At 38.5% G+C, this 21106-nt stretch carries 18 protein-coding genes; 16 read left to right on the top strand and 2 right to left on the bottom strand.

Annotated elements, in window-relative coordinates:
• Positions 1-7 precede the first annotated feature (7 nt).
• The 16 genes from ntdP (at position 8) to LO754_RS20145 (ending at position 18158) form a co-directional block, all read left to right on the top strand.
• Positions 8-559, top strand: a complete 552-nt coding sequence (gene ntdP / locus LO754_RS20220; protein WP_024364550.1) for a nucleoside tri-diphosphate phosphatase — start codon at positions 8-10, stop codon at positions 557-559.
• Between the two features lie 249 nt (positions 560-808).
• Positions 809-2533, top strand: coding sequence for an ABC transporter ATP-binding protein (locus LO754_RS20215; RefSeq protein ID WP_172583052.1), 1725 nt, complete (start codon positions 809-811; stop codon positions 2531-2533).
• A gap of 325 nt (positions 2534-2858) precedes the next feature.
• A complete protein-coding gene (locus LO754_RS20210; RefSeq protein ID WP_231785152.1) occupies positions 2859-3872 on the top strand; it encodes an ABC transporter ATP-binding protein in 1014 nt (337 codons plus the stop codon).
• Positions 3847-4827: an ABC transporter ATP-binding protein gene (locus LO754_RS20205; protein ID WP_025220606.1), complete on the top strand. Its 981-nt coding sequence runs from the start codon at positions 3847-3849 to the stop codon at positions 4825-4827. The genes LO754_RS20210 and LO754_RS20205 overlap by 26 nt, the downstream gene beginning before the upstream one ends.
• A 31-nt stretch (positions 4828-4858) precedes the next feature.
• Positions 4859-6475 (top strand): ABC transporter substrate-binding protein, encoded by a 1617-nt coding sequence (locus tag LO754_RS20200; protein ID WP_229387762.1) that lies wholly within the window; start codon positions 4859-4861, stop codon positions 6473-6475.
• A 246-nt stretch (positions 6476-6721) separates the two neighbouring features.
• The gene (locus LO754_RS20195; RefSeq protein ID WP_231785151.1) at positions 6722-7726 is read left to right on the top strand and encodes an ABC transporter permease; all 1005 of its coding nucleotides are present in this window, start codon (positions 6722-6724) and stop codon (positions 7724-7726) included.
• Between the two features lie 15 nt (positions 7727-7741).
• Complete coding sequence (gene nikC, locus LO754_RS20190) at positions 7742-8635, top strand: nickel transporter permease (RefSeq protein WP_231785150.1); 894 nt, start codon at positions 7742-7744, stop codon at positions 8633-8635.
• A gap of 369 nt (positions 8636-9004) precedes the next feature.
• Entirely contained in the window at positions 9005-9619 is a 615-nt protein-coding gene (locus LO754_RS20185; RefSeq protein ID WP_024364557.1) for a TerD family protein, read from the top strand.
• A gap of 31 nt (positions 9620-9650) precedes the next feature.
• Positions 9651-10232 (top strand): TerD family protein, encoded by a 582-nt coding sequence (locus LO754_RS20180; RefSeq protein WP_024364558.1) that lies wholly within the window; start codon positions 9651-9653, stop codon positions 10230-10232.
• Positions 10233-10267: 35 nt separating this feature from the next.
• A complete protein-coding gene (locus tag LO754_RS20175) occupies positions 10268-10843 on the top strand; it encodes a TerD family protein (protein WP_025220601.1) in 576 nt (191 codons plus the stop codon).
• Between the two features lie 145 nt (positions 10844-10988).
• Positions 10989-12206, top strand: coding sequence for an HpcH/HpaI aldolase/citrate lyase family protein (locus tag LO754_RS20170; RefSeq protein ID WP_231785149.1), 1218 nt, complete (start codon positions 10989-10991; stop codon positions 12204-12206).
• On the top strand, positions 12163-13524 hold the full coding sequence (locus LO754_RS20165; protein ID WP_231785148.1) for a phosphoribosyltransferase family protein: 1362 nt from the start codon (positions 12163-12165) through the stop codon (positions 13522-13524). The genes LO754_RS20170 and LO754_RS20165 overlap by 44 nt, the downstream gene beginning before the upstream one ends.
• Positions 13524-14624 carry a cysteine protease StiP family protein gene (locus LO754_RS20160; protein ID WP_231785147.1) on the top strand — a complete coding sequence of 367 codons (1101 nt, stop codon included), beginning with the start codon at positions 13524-13526 and terminating at the stop codon, positions 14622-14624. Before LO754_RS20165 ends, LO754_RS20160 begins: the two co-directional genes overlap by 1 nt.
• A gap of 12 nt (positions 14625-14636) precedes the next feature.
• A complete protein-coding gene (locus LO754_RS20155) occupies positions 14637-15449 on the top strand; it encodes an HAD family hydrolase (RefSeq protein ID WP_231785146.1) in 813 nt (270 codons plus the stop codon).
• A gap of 26 nt (positions 15450-15475) precedes the next feature.
• Positions 15476-17107 carry a YceG family protein gene (locus LO754_RS20150; protein WP_231785145.1) on the top strand — a complete coding sequence of 544 codons (1632 nt, stop codon included), beginning with the start codon at positions 15476-15478 and terminating at the stop codon, positions 17105-17107.
• A 22-nt stretch (positions 17108-17129) separates the two neighbouring features.
• A complete protein-coding gene (locus LO754_RS20145) occupies positions 17130-18158 on the top strand; it encodes a toxic anion resistance protein (protein ID WP_108031106.1) in 1029 nt (342 codons plus the stop codon).
• A gap of 118 nt (positions 18159-18276) precedes the next feature.
• On the opposite strand, the gene LO754_RS20140 is transcribed toward LO754_RS20145, so the two are convergent.
• Positions 18277-19365, bottom strand: coding sequence for an FUSC family protein (locus LO754_RS20140; protein ID WP_025220594.1), 1089 nt, complete (start codon positions 19363-19365; stop codon positions 18277-18279).
• A 327-nt stretch (positions 19366-19692) separates the two neighbouring features.
• Complete coding sequence (locus tag LO754_RS20135; RefSeq protein ID WP_305068872.1) at positions 19693-20979, bottom strand: glutamate-1-semialdehyde 2,1-aminomutase; 1287 nt, start codon at positions 20977-20979, stop codon at positions 19693-19695.
• Positions 20980-21106 lie beyond the last annotated feature (127 nt).

Here is a 21106-nt window from a genome sequence, read left to right as displayed (position 1 = left end):
TTCAAAAATGGCAATACCGGTAGAAGGAGAAACGATACAAATACATAGTTATAAGCACAACGGCCGCATCCACCGTGTTTGGCAAGAAACAATGGTTTTAAAAGGAACGAAAAACATTATAATCGGTGCGAATGAACGAACACTTGTGACAGAATCCGATGGTCGTACGTGGCTAACGAGAGAGCCTTCTATTTGTTATTTCCATGCGGAGCACTGGTTCAACATCATCTGCATGCTGCGTGAGGACGGTGTGTATTATTATTGTAATCTAAGCTCACCATTTGTTTTCGATAATAATGCCATTAAATATATTGACTACGATTTAGATATTAAGGTTTTTCCGGATATGTCGTATACCCTTTTAGATGAAGATGAATATGAACAACATCGACAGGAAATGTCTTACCCAGATGTAATCGATAAAATTTTAAAGCGCAATGTCGAAAAATTAATTAGCTGGATACAACAAAAAAGAGGGCCTTTTGCACCTGATTTTATCGATGCATGGACGAATCGTTATAAGTTTCAGCTCGATATGCAAGCAGATGATTGTCAGTAACACCTATTAGTTTAACTAATGGGTGTTTTTTTTCATGTAAAGGGTATTTTATAAAGAGAGGCTTCAATGAAAGTGAAAAATAGTTAGCACAAAAGTTTTACTAACTGTACTTCATGCTAAATATTGCTATAATACGTAAGGGCATTCAATATTGAATGTCTGTTTCTTTTTGAATGTATAGAAAGCCATTTAAGCAGAAATGGGTTTCAAATAAGGAAGTGAAGATAATTGGGTAGCGTAAAGCGTTATATGCGTTTTGTAAAACCATACACATGGGAAATACTTTTAACCGTATTCATTGGTATTGTGAAATTTGCGATTCCGTTATTTATTCCATTGCTTATAAAAATAGTACTTGATGATATTATTGGTGCTGATGATTTAACGGATACAGAAAAAACAAAGGAATTGTTTTATTGGCTAGGTGGAACAATTATTGTATTTTTCGTGATACGACCACCAATAGAATACTACCGTCAATACTTTGCACAGCATGTGAGTAATAAGGTACTTTTTGATATCCGAAAAGAAATTTATGCCCATCTACAGCGACTAAGCCTGAAGTATTACGCAAATACAAGAGCTGGCGAGGTCATTTCACGTGTTATTAATGATGTGGAACAAACGAAAAACTTTGTTATGACTGGTTTAATGAATGTTTGGCTTGATTTTGCAACAATTGTCATTGCGGTCGGTATTATGCTAGCAATGGATGTCAAACTGACGCTTGTTGCACTAATTGCATTCCCATTCTATGCAATTAGTGTAAAGTTCTTCTTTGGTAAACTACGAACTTTAACACGTAACCGTTCACAGGCACTTGCAGGTGTGCAAAGTTATTTACATGAGCGAGTGGCTGGGATGAGTATTATTAAAAGCTTTACGCTAGAAAAGCATGAACAACAACTATTCGATGAAGCCAATGGCGAGTTTTTTGAAAAAGCGCTAGATCATACGAGATGGAATGCCAAGTCCTTTGCAGTAGTCAATACAATTACGGACGTGGCACCATTGCTTGTTATTGCTTATGCCGGCTATCAAGTGATTAATGGCTCATTATCGCTTGGAACAATGGTTGCTTTTATCGCTTATATTGAGCGACTCTATGGACCGCTTCGTCGTTTAGTAAGTTCATCCACAACGTTAACACAATCTATTGCTTCGATGGATCGTATGTTTGAACTAATGGATGAGCCTTATGAGGTAAAAAACAAGGAAAATGCCCTTCCATTACCTCGAGCTACAGGTGAAGTGCGATTTGAAAATGTAGCCTTTCAATATGAAGTGGATGGTTCGCCAATTTTAAAAAATATGAACTTTACCATAAAACCAGGGGAGACGGTTGCATTTGTAGGAATGAGTGGTGGTGGGAAATCTACTATTATTAGTTTAATCCCCCGTTTTTATGATGCGACAGCTGGAGCGGTTTTTGTAGATGGACATAATGTTAAAGATGTCACAATCCATTCATTGCGCTCACAAATTGGTATTGTGCTTCAAGATAATATTCTCTTTAGTGATTCAGTTAAGGAAAATATTTTGATGGGGAAACCAGGTGCGTCTGATGAGGAAGTAATGGCGGCTGCAAAAGCAGCTAATGCACATGACTTTATTATGAACTTACCAAATGGTTATAACACAAAGGTAGGAGAGCGAGGCGTAAAATTATCGGGTGGTCAAAAGCAACGAGTGGCCATTGCCCGTGTATTTTTAAAAAACCCACCGATTTTAATTTTAGATGAAGCGACATCAGCGCTAGATTTGGAAAGTGAAGCACTTATTCAAGAATCATTAGATGCCCTTGTGCATGATCGCACAACGATTATTATAGCGCACCGACTTTCAACCATTACACATGCTGATAATATTTTTGTTATTGAGCATGGACAATTAATAGAAGAAGGTAATCATGAACAACTAATGAAGAAGCAAGGCACTTACTATAATTTATTCCAAGTACAACATTTAGATTAAGTATCACACAATATACGAATGCCGATGATTTGCACCGTAGGGGGTTTTAAGTCCCAAATTATTTGCGTGCCTGGCACAAAAAAAGCCTTCCATTGTTAATAAAATGGAAGGCTTTTTTTGTGGAAATTTATCGATTTAACAGAAGTTTTTGGAGGAGGGGAAGAAAAATGTAGAAAATATATGTAATTTGCAGAATAATAATGATTGAAAGAGAGAAATATTTTAGTTAGAATTATCTGAAAATAGAGAATTTAGTGATAGTTAGTATATAATATTCAATAAAATTGTATTTTTTGAAAATATTGGTGAGGTGGGGCGGTTGAACATGCGAAAAAAGCTGTTAGAAGTAAAAGGGTTACAAACAACGTTTTTCACAGATGATGGACAGATTCCTGCCGTTGATGATATTGATTTTTCAGTCCATGAAGGAGAAATTTTAGGGATTGTAGGGGAATCGGGTAGTGGGAAAAGTGTCACATCTTTGTCCATTATGGGATTGATCCCTTCACCACCAGGAAAAATTACTGGTGGACAAGTACTGTTTGAAGGCAAAAATTTAGCGAAATTAACGGATAAGCAAATGCAAAGAGTACGTGGTAAGGATGTGGCGATGATTTTTCAAGAGCCTATGACTTCCTTAAATCCTTTATTTACAATTGGCGAGCAATTAAAAGAAGCAATTTTAATCCATAATCCCAAGTGGTCGAAAAAGAAGGCTTTTGCGCGGGCGGTAGAAATTATGAAACTAGTAGGATTACCACGTGTAGAGGAACTACTGAAAGATTATCCTCATCAACTATCTGGAGGGATGCGCCAACGAGTGATGATTGCCATGGCATTGGTCTGTGACCCGAAGGTGCTGATTGCCGATGAGCCGACGACTGCCCTCGATGTGACGATTCAGGCACAAATTTTGCAACTGATGAAAGATTTGAACAAGCGTATGAATACGGCTGTCTTATTAATTACGCACGATTTAGGGGTCGTAGCAGAAACTTGCGAACGCGTTATTGTTATGTACGCAGGGCAAATTGTTGAAGAAGCACCTATTCAAGATATTTTTAAAAATCCTAAGCATCCTTATACACAAGGACTTATTAAATCTGTACCAGATATGCGTTACAAAAAAGATAGCCTTTACTCAATACCTGGCAGTGTACCTAGGCCAGGCACGATAAAAGATGGCTGTCGTTTTGCAGCACGCTGTGAATTTGCAATGGAACGTTGCCTACAACAAACACCACCTTTATATGAAGAGACAGAGCAACATAGAGCAAGGTGCTTTTTACTGGAAGAACAGGAGGTGATTCAATATGTCGAAAGTGCTATTGAAAGTTGAAGGGTTAAAAAAATACTTTCCAATTCGCAAAGGATTCTTGAATACGCAAGTTGGCGATGTAAAAGCTGTGGACAATGTATCCTTTGAAGTATTCGAAGGGGAAACATTAGGTATTGTGGGCGAATCAGGATGTGGTAAGTCAACGACAGGTCGCCTTTTAATGCGCTTGCTCGAACCGACCGCAGGGAACATTGAATTCGGTGGCAAAATGCTTTCTTCCTTATCGAATAGTGAAATGCGGAAAGCACGAAGGGATATCCAAATGATTTTCCAAGACCCCTATGCTTCACTTAATCCACGCCATTCGATTGGCAAGATTTTAGAGGAGCCACTCATTGTGCATGGAATGGGCAATTCAAAAGAACGCAAGCAGAAAGTAATTGAGCTGCTTAAAATTGTTGGCTTAAATGAATATCATGTAAAACGCTATCCTCATCAATTTAGTGGAGGACAGAGACAACGCATTGGCATTGCGCGAGCGCTGATGACCAACCCGCGTTTAATTATTGCGGACGAACCTGTTTCTGCGTTAGATGTATCAATTCAGGCTCAAGTTTTAAACCTAATGCAATCTTTGCAAAAGGAACTAAAGCTTACCTATATTTTTATCTCACATGACTTAGGTGTTGTACGCCATATTAGTAATCGTGTTGGGGTTATGTATTTAGGCAAATTAGTAGAGTTGACCGCAAGTGAAAATTTATATGCAGAGCCGCTCCACCCATATACGCAGGCATTATTATCTTCTGTTCCTGTGCCTGATCCAACTTTTGAACGTGAGCAGCTTATTATATCTGGAGATATTCCGAGTGCATCCAATCCGCCGAGTGGTTGTGCATTCCATACAAGGTGTCCGTTTAAGAAGGCACAATGCTCAAGCGTTGTACCGAACATGCAAGAAGTGAAGCCGGGTCATTATGTTGCTTGTCATCTTTATGATGCGATTCAACATTGAATGATATAAAAAAGTTTTAGGGGGAAAATAGATGAAGAAAAAGAAGCTTTGGTCTTTGGGCGTAATGCTAATCCTTGTTCTCTCGACAATCTTAGCTGCGTGTAGTTCTGGCTCTGATGGCAAGGATACAGGTTCGAAGGATACGTCAACTGGCGGAGATTCAGCTAGCAGCGGTGAAAAAACATTAGTATATGGTCGAGGTGGCGACTCCACAGCTCTTGACCCTGCAACAGTAACAGAAGGTGAATCTTTTAAAGTAACAGTGAATATCTATGAAACACTTATTAATTTTGGAGAACAAGATGTTACTTTAAAGCCTGGTTTAGCAAAATCATGGAAAGCTTCAGAAGATGGCTTAACTTACACATTCCAGCTTGAAGAAGGTGTAAAGTTCCACGACGGTTCAGATTTTAATGCAGAAGCGGTTGCAAAAAACTTTGAGCGCTGGAAAGCTGGTGCAGATAAGTTCCCATACTTTATGTCTCAATTTACGATGGGCGGGGAGCAAATCATTGAATCCATTACACCAGAAGGCGATTATACAGTTGTCTTTAAGTTGAAACAACCACAAGCACCATTCTTGAAAAATTTAGCGATGTCGCCATTTGCCATTGCTTCTCCAAAAGCATTTGAAGCGAATGACGATGCACTAATTGATAAACCAGTTGGAACAGGTCCATTCAAATTTGTAAATTGGACACGTAATGATTCTATTACAATTGAGAAAAATACTGATTATCGTATTGCAGGGTTACCAAAATTAGATAAAGTAATTTTCCGTTCTATCCCTGATAATTCAGCACGCTTAAATGCACTAAATAATGGTGAAGTAGATGTAGTAGATGGCTTAAGCCCATCAGATAAAGGATCGATTGAAACAAATGGCGATTTACAATTAATCGAACGTCCATCTATGAACGTAGGCTACCTTGGATTAACAGTAACACGTCCACCTTTCGATAACGTTAAAGTTCGTCAAGCTGTGAACTATGCCATTGATAAGCAAGCGTTAGTAGATGCGTTCTACGAAGGTTTAGCTGAGCCTGCTAAAAATCCAATGCCACCAGTTATTGCTGGCTACAATGATGATATTACAGGCTATGCTTATGACCCTGAAAAAGCAAAAGCATTGCTAAAAGAAGCAGGCTATGACGGTAAAGAAATTGAGCTATGGGCAATGCCAGTACCACGTCCGTATATGCCAGATGGTCAAAAAATTGCAGAAGCGATTCAAAAGAATTTAGCTGATGTCGGAATTCCATCTAAAATCGTCTCATTCGAATGGGCTACGTATTTAGAAAAAGCTCAAAATGGTGAAGCGGATGCGTTCTTACTTGGTTGGACAGGTGATAACGGCGATGCTGATAACTTTATTTACACATTATTAGACGCTGATAATATCGGTTCAAACAACTACACATTCTACGACAACCCTGAGTTACACAAATTATTAGTTGCTGCACAAACAGAAGTGAATGAAGACAAACGTAATGAGCTTTACAAACAAGCGCAAGTAATTATTTCTGAGGATGCACCTTGGGTTCCACTAGCACACTCTATTCCTATCTTAGCTGCAAGTACAAAAGTGACAAATTACTTTGCACATCCAACAGGTTCTGATCGTTTAGAAGCAGTAGATATGAATTAAACAATAAAGAAATAAAAATTGTCGCTACTCATAGTGACGTAACAAGATTTTTACAGCTTTGGACTTTGTCTAGAGTTGTAAAAACGGGTTGTGACTATGTTTGTCGCAACCCGTTTTTCTGTCTGACAGACAAACCATCTAAACGTCTATCGTTTGTTGAAAGCTGTCCCTTTCTACAGTATGTGTATAGACTTCATGCTTTTCGCAGCAAAAGTATAATTAGAAAATTACAGAGAGGTGAAGAAAATGCTTCACTATATGGGAAGACGTTTATTTCAATTAATCCCAGTTTTGCTTGGAATGACTTTTATCGTCTTTATGCTCATTCGTCTAATTCCTGGTAATCCTGCACAAGTTATTTTAGGTCAGCAGGCGACGAAAGAGGCGGTTGAGGCATTAAACGCAAGTTTAGGATTAGATAAACCATGGTATACGCAATATTTTGGCTATTTGGGGGGGATTTTTCAGGGCGATTTAGGCGTGTCTTTGCGTACAAAGTTACCTGTGTCACAAGAGATTTTTCCTTATTTAGCGGCAACAGCAGAATTAGCGATATTTGCAATGATTATAGCAGTCATTATTGGTGTCAATGCAGGTATTATTTCAGCTTGGTTCCAAAATTCATGGTTTGATTATACCGCTATGGTTGTTGCGTTAATTGGTGTATCTGTTCCGGTGTTTTGGTTAGGTTTAATGGAACAATGGGCATTTAGCATTCAGCTTGGTTGGTTGCCTACATCTGGACGTAATGATGTACGAGACCCGATAACCGCAATTACGCATTTTTATTTGCTGGATACACTGATGCAAGGCAGATTTGATCAATTTACAGAAGTGTTAAAGCGGTTAATCTTACCAGGGGTGGCGCTTGCTACGATTCCTATGGCGATTATTGCAAGGATTACCCGTTCGTCTATGCTTGAGGTCATGCGCTCTGATTATGTTCGAACAGCGAGAGCAAAAGGACAAAAAATGTTTATCGTCGTTTACAAACATGCATTGAAAAATGCCGTTATTCCAGTGTTAACAGTTATTGGTTTACAAACAGGGTTGCTACTAGGTGGTGCCATTTTAACAGAAACCATTTTCAGTTGGCATGGCATTGGTCGTTATATTTATGATGCAATCGGATTCCGAGACTATCCAGTTATACAATCGGGTATTTTAGTTGTTGCTTTTATTTTCATTATGATTAATTTAATTGTCGATCTACTTTACACTGTGATAGATCCACGCATTAAATACAAATAGGAGGGAGATGCGATAATGACTGGTGCGATAGATATAAAAAAAGAAGCAATGGCAAGTCAAGAGCGAGCGGCAGGGCCTTGGAGAGAGGGCTGGCGCAGCTTTAAAAAAAGCAAAATCTCCCTTGTTGGTGCTGGTATTGTCATATTTTTTATTGTCCTTGCTGTTTTTGGCTCTTCCATTGCGCCACAAGGAATCAATGAACAGGACTTATCGAAACGATTATTGGCGCCTTCCAGTGCACATTGGTTTGGAACAGATGACTTTGGACGAGATATATTCTCTAGAATTATTCATGGTGCCCGTATTTCGTTAAGAATTGGTTTTTTTGCTGTAATTCTTTCAGTTATTGTAGGGAGCTTACTTGGAATTCTTGCAGGGTATTATGGCAAGTGGGTTGATACGATTATTTCTCGCATTTTTGATATTATGTTGGCGTTTCCTAGTATTTTATTAGCAATTGCTGTAGTGGCTGTACTTGGGCCATCATTACAAAATGCATTAATTGCCATTGCGATTATTAATGTACCAAACTTTGGGCGCTTAATTCGGTCAAAAGTGTTGAGTGTAAAAGAAGAAGAATATATCGTAGCTGCCAAAGCGATAGGGATGCGTGATTCACGTATTTTATTCTCACATATTTTACCCAATTCGATGACACCGATTATTGTGCAGGGGACACTTGCCATTGCGACGGCGATTATTGAAGCGGCTGCTCTAGGTTTCCTCGGATTAGGGGCACAGGCACCAGCACCTGAATGGGGAAAAATGCTAGCTGACGCGCGTATCTACTTACTAAAAGCACCATGGACGATGATTTTCCCAGGGTTAGCTATAATGCTTACGGTATTAGGGTTTAATTTAATGGGAGATGGTCTACGGGATGCGCTCGATCCGAAAATGAAAAGCTAATATGGTAAAGAGCCTTCTACTGAAAAGCTAGAAGGTTTTTATTTGGTAAAAAAGGGAGAATATAAAAATCTACTTTCATGTGGAGCCATTATTTGAATTTTATGTAATATTATTTTAGACTTAATGTATGTTGATACATACTTTTTGACGTAATAGCTATAAATTGAAAAATTTAAAGCAGTGTATTGGACAGTTGATTAAGGAAATGGATCGGACAATTACAATATGTAGCGAAAAGTTATTCGACTTCCGCAAGAAAGCAGTAACTGAACGTTTCTATTATTGGAGTTGCTAAAACATGTTAATCAACATATTTAAAATACTATTCACGGTTTTTTAGCAAGTATGCAAATTAAGGAGGGCTTTAACATGGGGATTAATTTACAAAAGGGACAGCGTGTAGATTTAACAAAAGGCAATGCTGGTTTAAATAAAATTAAAGTAGGCTTAGGATGGGATCCAGTAGGCCAAACAAAAAGTGGTGGCTTATTAGGTGGCTTATTTTCTAGTGGTAGATCAGGAGGCAGAGATGTTGACTGTGATTCATCAGTTTTAATGTTGCAAGATGATCGTATACTGGCAGGAGATGACGTCGTTTACTTCGGGAAATTATCAAGTAAATGCGGATCAGTTAAGCATTCTGGCGATAATTTAACAGGTGACGGTGCAGGTGATGATGAGGTCATTACAGTGGAGTTAGGAGCTGTGCCTGCACAATACAATAAATTAGTATTTGTTGTAAACATCTATGATGCAGCTGGTCGTAATCAACATTTCGGTATGATTCAAAATGCGTATATTCGCGTGTACGATGACAAGACAGGCAATGAATTAATTCGCTATAATTTAAGTGATGATTATTCGAATTTAACAACACTAGTTTGTGGTGAAATTTATCGTCACGGTAACGAATGGAAATTTGCCGCTATTGGTAACGGTACAAATGATGTAAAACTTGGTGATGTAGTTCGAAGATATCAATAATTATAAATTATAAATTTGAGGAGGAATACAAATGGGTATTTCATTACAAAAAGGTCAAAAAGTTGATTTAACAAAAACAAATCCAGGATTATCAAATGTTATTGTAGGTTTAGGCTGGGATACGAATAAATACGATGGTGGACATGATTTTGATTTAGACTCTTCTATTTTTTTACTTGCTGATACAGGGAAAGTAGCAGACCAAAATGATTTTGTCTTCTACAACAATACTATCGGTGGTAATGGTTCTGTTGAGCACTCTGGCGATAACTTAACAGGGGTTGGTGAAGGGGATGACGAAATCGTTAAAGTTTCGTTAAAAGAAGTACCTGCCCATGTGCAACGTCTAGCATTCACCGTTACAATCCATGATGCAGAAGCACGTAGCCAAAACTTTGGTATGGTATCGAATGCATTTATCCGCATTATTAATGCTGCGACGAATGAAGAAATCGTGCGCTATGATTTAGGTGAAGACTTTAGTATTGAAACAGCTGTTGTTGTCGGAGAACTATACCGTCACAATGGTGAATGGAAATTCAACGCAGTAGGTGCTGGATACCAAGGTGGTTTAGCGGCACTTTGTAATGATTATGGTTTAAACGTAAACTAACTTTTAACTTTATATGAGAAAGGGAGTTTCTTCTAATGGGTATTCAGTTAAGTAAAGGACAACGCATTGATTTAATGAAGCAAGACCCAGGCTTAAATAATGTAGGTATTGGTTTAGGTTGGGATGTTAAACAATTCGATGGAGGAAATGACTTTGACTTAGATGCATCTGTGTTTTTGTTAGATGCATCGGGAAAATGCCGTAATGAACAAGACTTTATTTTCTATAATAATTTAACAAGTCCAGACAAATCTGTTCAGCATATGGGTGATAACCGTACTGGTGTAGGTGATGGTGACGATGAAAAAATTCTTGTTAATTTAAAACAAGTGTCTCCTCAAATCGAAAAAATTGTTGTAACCGTGACAATTTATGATGCGGAAGGTCGCCGTCAAAACTTTGGACAAGTACTAAACGCTTATGTTCGATTAACGAACGAAGAATCCGGTTCAGAAGTACTTCGTTATGATTTAGGTGAAGATTTCAGCATAGAGACAGCGGTCGTATTTTGTGAGCTTTACCGACATAATGGCGAGTGGAAATTTGCTGCTGTTGGCTCTGGCTATCAAGGTGGTTTAGCTGCATTAATCAATGCTTATGGACTGCAATAATTAAAGTGCCGTTTATAACTAGATGGTTACGATTATGAATTGAATAGAGAAAGCGACGTAATGGAAGGCACTGTATTAGTCTGTATAAAACAGGTTGATGCAGTGTCTTTTTTACAAAATCATTCTTGAATGGGGAGAGAATTGGATGCAATATTTTGCAACAGAAGCGGAGACGATTTTTTATCAACAACCACACAAATTTACGAAATTAGATTCACCTGATATTTTGTCCTATGCATTAGGTGCAACACTATATATGCCTGCGTCTATGCCTAACATTATTGACATGGTACAATCGCAAAAATATCAAGAGTTAAAGTCACTTGTTATCGATTTAGAAGATGCGGTTGGGGATGCAGAGCTAACAAGCTGTGAAGAAAAAATTATAGAAGATATCAGTTCGCTTTATACATTGTATCTTCAAAAGGATATATTACTTGAAGATTTACCGCTTCTATTTATTCGTGTGCGTAGTGTTGAGCAATTTAAGCTTTTAACCTCTAAATTAGGAAAGCGTCAAGAAGTGATTACAGGCTATGTGTTTCCTAAATTTACAGCAGTACAAGGGAGAGCTTATTTTGAAATACTAGAGCAAACAATCGCACAGCATCAACTAACGTTATATGGGATGCCGATTTTAGAAAGTCATGACATTTTATATAAGGAGTCTCGCATAACAGCATTATTTGCGATTAAAGACGTACTTCGTCAATACAGAAAACGTGTACTAAATGTCCGTATTGGTGCGACCGATTTTTGTGGGATTTACGGAATTCGACGTAGAGTAGACGCAACCATTTACGATATTGCTGTTATTCGAGATTGCATTGCGGATATCGTCAATGTACTTGGGCGTGAAGAAGATGACTTTGTTATTTCCGGACCAGTTTGGGAGTATTTCAGCAATGAGCGTGTATTAAAGCCAACGCTAAGAGCCACTCCGTTCAGTGAACAAGGAGCGTTGTTTGCCCGTAAGGCACTACTCGATGATTATTTAGATGGCCTAATGAAGGAAGTACTATTAGATCAACAAAATGGTATTTTGGGTAAAACGATTATTCATCCTAGCCATATTCGAATTGTTCATGCCTTGTATGTTGTTTCATATGAGGAGTATTTAGATGCCATCAGCATTGTTGAAAATAATAATGGGCAAAAGGGTGTTTTAAAAAGCCATTATGCCAATAAAATGAATGAAATGAAGCCACATATGAGATGGGCGCAGAAAATTTTACGCCAAGCATATATTTATGGTGTATACAATGAATCTGCAAATTTTGCCTCTCTTTTATTGAACACAACAGTAGGGGGAACGACGGATGACGAAGCTCGACAACAAGTTGAACATTATTCAGGATTATAAAATCGCAATAGAGATGACTGACAATCCTTATGATTTTGCTATAACAGATTTATTTAAAATGGCGACACGTATTAATAAAAAGAGACAGTTTTTATTTGTTAGTACAGTTCTTGGTAAGCATTTAGCAGTCCAGCCACAAGTACCGATACTGACAGGGGCTTTACTAGCTATGATGTATTATGAGCGATTGACAGGAAAAGAGCCTTTGTTAGTACAGTCTGTTGTACAGGCTATGCAAAATAGAGATAATGTGCAAGAGATTTTGCAGCAAGTGGAGGAACTAGGATTGGAACTAGCAGAAGACGTGCTATTTATTGGCTTTGCTGAAACAGCAACAGCGTTAGGGCATGCAGTATTTAATGTTTTTAAGTCTAATGCTACGTATATTCATACGACACGTGAACTAGTGCCAGAGCTTGAACCATTTGTGACATTTGAAGAAGAACATTCACATGCCACAAGTCATCGAGTATATTGCGAACAACCAGAAAAATTGCTACAAGCAAAACAGATTGTGCTTATTGATGATGAAATAACGACGGGCAATACAGTAGTAAATATTATCGAAACCTTGCAACGAAAATTCCCTCATGTCCAACGCTACTCGGTATTATCAATTTTAGATTGGCGTTCATCTAAACAACGAGCAATGTTTGCTCAGCTAGAAGCGCAATGGGGGATAACAATAGATTTTGTAGCTATTATGTCTGGGCACTTTACTTGTGAGGGTACACCGCTTTTAACGAGCAACCAAGTAGCAGCAACATTACCGCAAACAGCTGACATAGCTTTGCTTTCAGTGGACGAGGTAGTCGAACAAAAGCAGTACCATTCAATCGCTGAAAATGGCGTTATCAATAGAGCGCCATACATGTTAGCGACAGGTCGATTCACGATAACAGCCGAGCAGCATGTTGCGCAAAAGAAAACATTGCAAGCCATCGCGGCTCAATTACGAGCACTTCGTACAGGTGGTCCAGCACTTGTCATTGGAACAGGTGAATTTATGTATGTGCCAATGCAAATAGCGACTGGTTTAGGACAGGAAGTATATTTTCAATCAACAACACGTAGTCCCATTTATTGTGCAGATGACCCTTCCTACACAATTACTGATAAAATAGCTTTCGAAAGTCCAGAAAATAATGGTGTCGAAAATTACTTATACAACTTACATAGTCATCCGTATTCGGAACTTTTTTTAGTCATAGAACGTATAGCCAATCAAGAGGTCGTTGCAAAGACAGTGCAAGCATTGAAGGCAGTGAGTAACGCAAATATTTACGTTTTTTGTATGCACGACTGGAGGACTATATAATGCATGAAATAAAACAACCAGATAAAATGGGAAGCTATTCTTCAGAAGATGTTGTGTTTTTGCTACGAGATATTAGTAACATAAGCTTAGAAATAGATAATGAACAGCGGGAACGACTTATTCAATCGGGGACACATTATTCAGAAATGTTGCCTGTAGAATATCTTCCTTCCGAAGCGTACATGACGTTGTTTTATCAAACATTGGAAGACTATGCAGAACGCATTGCACTAGCTGTTGGTGTGGTGGCACAGCAAATTGTAGCACGTCAAGGTTTAGAGCATTTAGTGCTTGTTAGTCTAGCAAGAGCAGGAACGCCAATAGGTATTTTAATTAAACGATATATAAAAATGCATTATAACGTCAGCGTTCCGCATTATACGATATCGATTCTTCGTGGTCGTGGTATTGATGAGACTGCTATTCGATATATATTTACTCAGCACCCACATGCGCGCATTCAATTTATTGATGGTTGGACAGGGAAAGGGGCCATAACAAGGGAATTACAACAAGCGTGCGCAAGCTATAATGAACAAAATATTCAACAACTGGATGCTACATTAGCGGTGCTTGCTGATCCTGGACATTGTGCAGCCATTTATGGCACGCGAGCAGATTTCTTAATACCTTCCGCATGTTTAAATTCAACGGTTTCAGGGTTAGTGAGCCGTACGGTATGGAATGAGCAGTTTATGGATGGCACTGATTTTCATGGGGCGAAATATTATAAAGAACTACAAGATGCCGACGTATCCAATTTCTATATAGACCGTATCAGTGCCCATTTTACACAAGTACAGAAGGATGTAGGGCAACAACTTTGTGAGAGAACATCATCTGCTATTACATGGCAAGGAATGGAGTCGGTTGTGGCTATTCAACAACAGTATGGCATTACCAATCATCATCTTGTAAAACCAGGCGTGGGCGAAACAACGCGCGTCTTACTTCGAAGAGTTCCGTGGAAAATTTTAGTTAACCCAACATATGTACAGGAATTGGCGCACATTTTACTGTTAGCCAAAGAAAAAAATGTTCAAATTGAAGAATATCCACAAATGTCCTATGCATGCTGTGGTTTAATAAAAGAAGTGTAGAGGAGAGAAGACATGCTACTATTTACATCAGATTTAGATCGTACGCTTATTTACTCCCAGCGCATGATGGAGAAATTCCCATCGAAAACAGCACCGATTATAGCCGAACGAAAAGAGGGAGTGGGACTTAGTATGATGACGGAAGTTACGATGTCATTATTGCAGCAAGTCCACCAACAAACTTTATTCGTACCAGTTACAACGCGAGCAGTGCATCAATATGAACGTATCCATGTTATAAAAGAATTGCGTCCTACTTTTGCAATTACGAGCAATGGCGGTACAATAATAGAACAAGGACATCCTAATAAGGAATGGTCGAAAATATTACGTAAACGAATAGAAGATTCCTCTATTCCAAAGGCGGATTTGCTACGTAAATTTAATAGCTACCAATCAGATGAATGGCTTCAACAATCGTTTTATGTTGATGAGCTATTTTATGTCCATTATGTCGATGTCAATATTATACAGGATGTCGAAGTGCAAGCAATGATTCAAGAGTTTGCAGTCCATGGTTGGCACGTCTTGCTGCAAGGAAGAAAATTATATTTTTTGCCAAAAGTGCTTACAAAAGAAGCTGCAATCTCGTATTTGAAGGAGCATTGTACATATAATATGCACGTGGCGGCAGGCGATTCCATAATGGATTACGGCATGCTCGCTATTGCTGATAAAGGCTATACACCAAACCACGGCGATTTAAAAGTCAAACAACCACAAATACTAAAGAACACAATGTATTCACCTTATAACGGTGAAGCTTTTACGAAATATTTACTCGAAGATGTTTTACAATTGGCCAATAAGCAACCAATTGTGTAAGTATGATGTAAGGAGGTGACGCTTGTATGCAAACAGTCACAATTGAATCTGTTTTAGAAAGAGATTCTTATGATTGGCTACAAGCCTTCCAAGATTCAGCGAACGTGCGAACAGTTTATGAGGTGACACCACAACAAATCCGTTTTAGTCGTATCGCTGTTCGTATATTGGGCGTACCGATTGAAGAAGATGATTATTTTAATTCCTTATATACAATGTCCCAAAATCCCAATGTTCATATATTAAGTGAAGAATTAAATAAACATATTGAGCAAAAGGATTTTCAAGCATTGCAAACGATTTTAGAGCAACATCAGCAATCCCCTAAAGGCTTGTCTATAAATCGATTGATTGCCATGATGTATGGTCATCAACTCATTCCTAAGCACGATGATGCTTCAATGAATCGCCATTTACAGCTAGTGACGATGCGTGTAGTGGAACGCTTTCAAGAGCAGCAATCACTCGGTTTACTTGCCAATGATTTCCGACGCTTTTTAATAGATATGGTCAAGTGGCTAAAAAATCATTGGATTCAGTGGACAAAAACGATGAAGCCGACAGATGATTTTCCTAAGGTTGTTTGGTATGGTGAGACAACAATGAGTCAGCGCTATTTTCTTCTATTACTAATGGAGCTGGGCTGTGATGTGTTAATCTTCCATCCATCAGCGATTGATGAGTTTGCAACAGTAGATCCTACTGATGCATTTTCTGTTTCGTACGCCTACGTAAGTCAAACAGCGTTACAGCCCTTTCCTGATAAATTACGAGAACGTCAAGCAACTGTTGGCTATAGTTCTAGCCAACATTACGAGCATTTAATGCATGACCATCAATCGGGTGTTTATCGACCTTGGCAATTTAAAGATCATATGCCACAATCATTAACATTACGCATGACCTATGATGATATTTTTATTTATGCTAACGAAAAGGCAATGGTTCGTCCGAAATTTGAGGCTCTCCGAGATAAAGTAATTATTCCCGTTATTTTCGCCAAAATTAGCGGTGTTTCTAGTAGACGTGAAGAGTACTGGGCCAATATGCATCAGTTGCTAGCTAGCCCGCAAACTGTTTTTGTACAGGAATTTCCGTATGCTAAAACGAGCAGAGCGAATTTCCATTTTCACTATAAACATTGTTTAGTAAATGGTGAGCTATCTACGGAGCGCATCTTGCAAAGTGATTGGTGGCAATATGGGGAGTTAACACTGGAGTTACAACAAGCCATTGCTCATACGATTAAAACTTCTTGTGAACAGCCATTGCTTAAACTACAACCTAATGAGTCGCCCTATGATTTGCAATTATTTTTATTTAAGCAAATGACGATGATTCCAAAGGAAATATTGCGCCTGTTACAAAGCTTTGACTATGCACAGGAAGTACCAAAGTTGGTGCTCTATCAAGCACCTCAGCAACCGACATTGACCCGCGAAGATATTGCATTATTTGCATTTTTAAATCGCTTTGGTGTGGATATTATTTTCTACAATCCAACAGGAAAGCTTGATTTAGAAAAGCATTTGCTAGAGGATACGTTTGATGGGCATCGTTTAGAGCATATGGTGTTTGACTTACAATTTGAAGAGCCAAAGCAGCAAAAGTCAAAACCGGATAAAATGATTAAAAAATTGTTTAACCGTTTCTTCTGACTGCTTGGAAAGGAGGAACTTGATGTCAAATAGCGCAATAACTATAGAACGATTGACAGCTGAAACCGCAGATCTTACAAAACATCAGCTGTGTCAAAGTCCAGAAGTTCAGCATATTGCCAATCATATTAATGTGAAAAATAAAATAGAACTAACAGAGCTTGGTAAAGAGCCTGCCATTAAGCTTTCGCGATTCTCTGATCAAATATTAAAAACAATTGCCCATTCAAAAGTAAATGAATCGAATGACTTATTAAAGCAGCTTGAAGCCTTGATGGATCAATTCGATAAAAAAGAAGTGATGGAGCAACAAAGTTTCTTTAGCAAACTGTTTAAACGAGCACCAAGGAATAAAGAAGATTTGTATGCAAAATATAATCGTCTTGGTAGAGATATCGAAAAAATCCATTATCAATTTGTTCTAATGGAAGATGCATTGGCGAATGATAATCGGATGCTTGCTCGTTTATATAACGAAAATTTGACATACTATTTGGAGCTTGAAAAATATATTATAGCAGCAGAAATGAAGCTAGATGAAATCAAGACAACATTAATGCCGATGTATGAAAAACAAAGTGAAGCAGGAAATCAAATCGCTAAAATGGAGCTTACAACGTTACAAGCGATTGCTGAAACACTTGCCCAAAAAATTGATGAGCTTGAGAAATCGCGTATGGTAGCTATTTTAGGGGCAACACAAATGGATATGCTACGCAATGGCAATAGCGCATTAATGGAGCAAATAAACGGAGCTTTTGTCACGACCATTCCTGTATTTAAGATGGGGATTATGAATGCAGTAAATGAAAAACGCCAACAGCTACAAGATAAATCGGCAGCCGCTTTTGAAAAACGTATGAAACAGTATGGTGAAACAAACAGCAATGCTGTTGCGCAGAGTATAATGCATGCCCAACAAAATGAGCCGACGCTGACGCTCGAAGAAATGTGGGAGACAATCATTACTGGTATTGCAAGTTACCGTCAACTACGCGCCGAACAAACAACAAAGCGCCAACAAATAGAGCAGCAACTAACTAAAGCTTAACAATAATTGTGTGAGTGACTGGCACTTAGCAAAAAGCCGCAACCTCCGCTGTCACGCGGATTGTTGCGGCTTTTATTTGCGTTGTTCGGGGGAATTGTGTGAGTGACTGGCACTTAAATTAAATAAATTCTTCTTCGATTTCTAAGTTGATTTCTTCACCATGATGGCTTTGGTATGACACAATGAGCGTATCCAAATGTTCTAAGTTTTCTTCGTAATCTAGAATACGCGATAAAATATAAAGGAGATGATAGCTAGAAAATTCCGTATCTCCTTCTGCGTGTGCATAGGTTATTTGATTGATGAAAATTTCCATTAACTGATTGCGCTGAATGTAGTCGATATGCTTACTCCATTCTGAATGCTCAGGCTTTAATTTCCCTGTATATTTCAGTAACAGTTGCTCATGGTAGGTAAGCAGGAAGTCCAGTCGTTCTTGAATCATTAAATGAAATTGAGTCGGCAGTTGTGCCAATTCATTTTCATGCTTATGCAGCCGTTGTAACAATTCTAAACTTTTTTTAGAAGTTGTAATCATTTGGCGATAGACAACTAATTTCCGTGCTTTAACAAATTTTTTATTTTTAAAGTAATTGCGTTCTTCCTTAAAAAAATCATAGAGTGTGTCCACACGCAGCATACGGTCTTTAAATTTGCTTAAAGCAGTTTTAGTAGACGTGTGTTCAGAGGCTTGACGAACAGCTAAACGCGTCCAACGGATAATGTCATCCTGTAAAAAGTAAATTTTGCGGAAAAGTTTTACTTCGTATTTAGGTGGCAAAAACACAAGGTTGACGACAAATGCTGCTAAAACCCCAACTAAAATGGTAAGAAAGCGGATAAGACCGAAAGTCAGAAAGTCATCGCCTTGAATTTCCATAATAGCTACAACAGATACAAGTGCTAAGGAAAGAGACTTTTCAAGCTTGAACTTTAACATTATGCCGATTGCTGTAATGACTGCAATGCCAACAGCCACAACGTGATGGCCGAAAAGTAAACCGAAAATAACTGCAATGGAAGCTCCTATAACGTTGGCTTGAACTTGCTCAACAATCGTTTGATAGGAGCGATAAATTGACGGTTGAATGGCAAAGATTGCTGCGATTCCAGCAAAAACTGGAGACGGTAATTGCAGGAGCTCAGCAACAAATAACGCAAAGACAATAGCTACACCAGTTTTAAATACACGGGCACCTAATTTCATAAAAAAATCGATGTCCTTTCTGTCTAAAATTTTTAACTTGCTTCAGCAGCAGTTCACCACTTCAATAACAGTGGACAATCATGTTTATACACTGGCTTCAGTAAATTTAAACATCTACTCAATCAAGTTAAAGACCCCGCGGATGTCACAGATTTTTACTTGAGCTTTTCGGGATAGACTCAAAAAACTGGACGTATTTACACCGAGGGTAATGGGTAATGAATGCTTCTTTACATTATAGAAGGAAGTTTCTATAAAATACATAGATTTGTATAACAGGATAAAAAAAAGACGACGCTCAATTGAGTGTCGCCTTTTTTGTTTCTATTAAAGCTGTGAAAATGCATAGTCGACAGCTTCGATTGTTTCACGAATATCTGCTTCTGTATGCTCTGTAGTTAAAAACCATGCTTCATATTTTGATGGAGCAAGGTTAATACCTTGGTTAAGCATTAATTTAAAGAATTGACCGAAAATTTCTCCGTCACTGCTTTCTGCTTGCTCATAGTTTTCAACTTTTACATCTGTAAAGTAAATTGTTAGTGCACCTTTTAGACGATTTAAAGTAATTGTGACACCGTGTTTTTTGGCTGCAGTTAAAATACCATCTTCTAAAATAGCACCAAGACGATCCATTTCATCGTAAATACCTGGAGTTGCTAATACTTCTAGGCATGCTATACCAGCTTGCATCGATGCTGGATTTCCTGCCATTGTCCCTGCTTGATATGCTGGTCCAAGTGGGGCAACGGTATCCATAATTTCTTTGCGACCACCGTATGCACCGATAGGTAAACCACCACCAATGACTTTTCCTAATGCAGTAAGGTCAGGCGTTAATCCAAGTAGTGTTTGTGCGCCACCGTAATGGAAACGGAATGCAGTAATTACCTCGTCATAAATCGTCAGTGCTCCTTTTTCTTTGGCTGTAGCGTGCACTAACTCCAAAAATCCAGTGTTTGGTTCCACAATACCGAAGTTACCGACAATGGGCTCTATTAAAATAGCAGCGATTTCATCGCCCCATGCATCCATCGCTTCAGTAAAAGCTTGTGGATTATTAAATGGTACAGTAATCACTTCTTCAGCAGTCGCAGTCGTTACACCTGCTGAGTCTGGTGTGCCTAATGTAGCTGGGCCAGAACCTGCAGCTACTAATACTAAATCAAAGTGACCGTGGTAACAGCCAGCGAATTTCATAATTTTTGTACGGCCAGTATAAGCACGAGCAACACGAATCGTTGTCATGACCGCTTCTGTACCAGAGTTATTAAAACGTACTTTATCCATTGAAGGAATAGCTTCTTTTAGCATTTTTGCGAAAGTTACTTCATATTCAGTTGGTGTCCCAAATAATGTACCGTTTTCAGCAGCATGAGAAATTGCTTTCGCAATATGCGGATGTCCATGCCCTGTAACAATTGGACCGTATGCGGCTAAATAGTCGATATAACGGTTGCCGTCAACATCCCAGAAATAAGCTCCTTTTCCTCGGGCCATTGCAACAGGGGAGCCACCACCTACTGCTTTATAAGAACGAGAAGGGCTGTTCACACCACCAACGATATGCAAAAGCGCTTCTTCGTGTACTGCTTCTGATTTTGAGTGATTCATTAATATTGCCTCCTAAGTCATTATACTTAATCTATTGTAGACCTATCAGTGTAAGAAATCCAAAGAAAATAAGGGATATGACTTGATTTGTGACTTAGAGTAAAATAAGACATGCAAAGGAGGAGTT

It is taken from the genome of Lysinibacillus sp. GJ-1, from assembly GCF_021166035.1.
Taxonomy (GTDB): domain Bacteria; phylum Bacillota; class Bacilli; order Bacillales_A; family Planococcaceae; genus Lysinibacillus; species Lysinibacillus sphaericus.
This window is presented reverse-complemented; position numbering and strand designations above follow the sequence as displayed.

What these genes read in the sequence shown, in the direction of transcription:
- LO754_RS20215 (WP_172583052.1), top strand. Translation starts at nt 809, where the DNA reads ATGCGTTTTGTAAAACCATACACATGGGAAATACTTTTAACCGTATTC.
- ntdP (WP_024364550.1), top strand. Translation starts at nt 8, where the DNA reads ATGGCAATACCGGTAGAAGGAGAAACGATACAAATACATAGTTATAAG.
- LO754_RS20165 (WP_231785148.1), top strand. Translation starts at nt 12,163, where the DNA reads ATGACGAAGCTCGACAACAAGTTGAACATTATTCAGGATTATAAAATC.
- LO754_RS20210 (WP_231785152.1), top strand. Translation starts at nt 2,859, where the DNA reads ATGCGAAAAAAGCTGTTAGAAGTAAAAGGGTTACAAACAACGTTTTTC.
- LO754_RS20140 (WP_025220594.1), bottom strand. Translation starts at nt 19,365, where the DNA reads ATGAAATTAGGTGCCCGTGTATTTAAAACTGGTGTAGCTATTGTCTTT.
- LO754_RS20155 (WP_231785146.1), top strand. Translation starts at nt 14,637, where the DNA reads ATGCTACTATTTACATCAGATTTAGATCGTACGCTTATTTACTCCCAG.
- LO754_RS20205 (WP_025220606.1), top strand. Translation starts at nt 3,847, where the DNA reads ATGTCGAAAGTGCTATTGAAAGTTGAAGGGTTAAAAAAATACTTTCCA.
- LO754_RS20170 (WP_231785149.1), top strand. Translation starts at nt 10,989, where the DNA reads ATGCAATATTTTGCAACAGAAGCGGAGACGATTTTTTATCAACAACCA.
- LO754_RS20145 (WP_108031106.1), top strand. Translation starts at nt 17,130, where the DNA reads ATGTCAAATAGCGCAATAACTATAGAACGATTGACAGCTGAAACCGCA.
- LO754_RS20200 (WP_229387762.1), top strand. Translation starts at nt 4,859, where the DNA reads ATGAAGAAAAAGAAGCTTTGGTCTTTGGGCGTAATGCTAATCCTTGTT.
- LO754_RS20135 (WP_305068872.1), bottom strand. Translation starts at nt 20,979, where the DNA reads ATGAATCACTCAAAATCAGAAGCAGTACACGAAGAAGCGCTTTTGCAT.
- nikC (WP_231785150.1), top strand. Translation starts at nt 7,742, where the DNA reads ATGACTGGTGCGATAGATATAAAAAAAGAAGCAATGGCAAGTCAAGAG.
- LO754_RS20150 (WP_231785145.1), top strand. Translation starts at nt 15,476, where the DNA reads ATGCAAACAGTCACAATTGAATCTGTTTTAGAAAGAGATTCTTATGAT.
- LO754_RS20185 (WP_024364557.1), top strand. Translation starts at nt 9,005, where the DNA reads ATGGGGATTAATTTACAAAAGGGACAGCGTGTAGATTTAACAAAAGGC.
- LO754_RS20160 (WP_231785147.1), top strand. Translation starts at nt 13,524, where the DNA reads ATGCATGAAATAAAACAACCAGATAAAATGGGAAGCTATTCTTCAGAA.
- LO754_RS20175 (WP_025220601.1), top strand. Translation starts at nt 10,268, where the DNA reads ATGGGTATTCAGTTAAGTAAAGGACAACGCATTGATTTAATGAAGCAA.
- LO754_RS20180 (WP_024364558.1), top strand. Translation starts at nt 9,651, where the DNA reads ATGGGTATTTCATTACAAAAAGGTCAAAAAGTTGATTTAACAAAAACA.
- LO754_RS20195 (WP_231785151.1), top strand. Translation starts at nt 6,722, where the DNA reads ATGCTTCACTATATGGGAAGACGTTTATTTCAATTAATCCCAGTTTTG.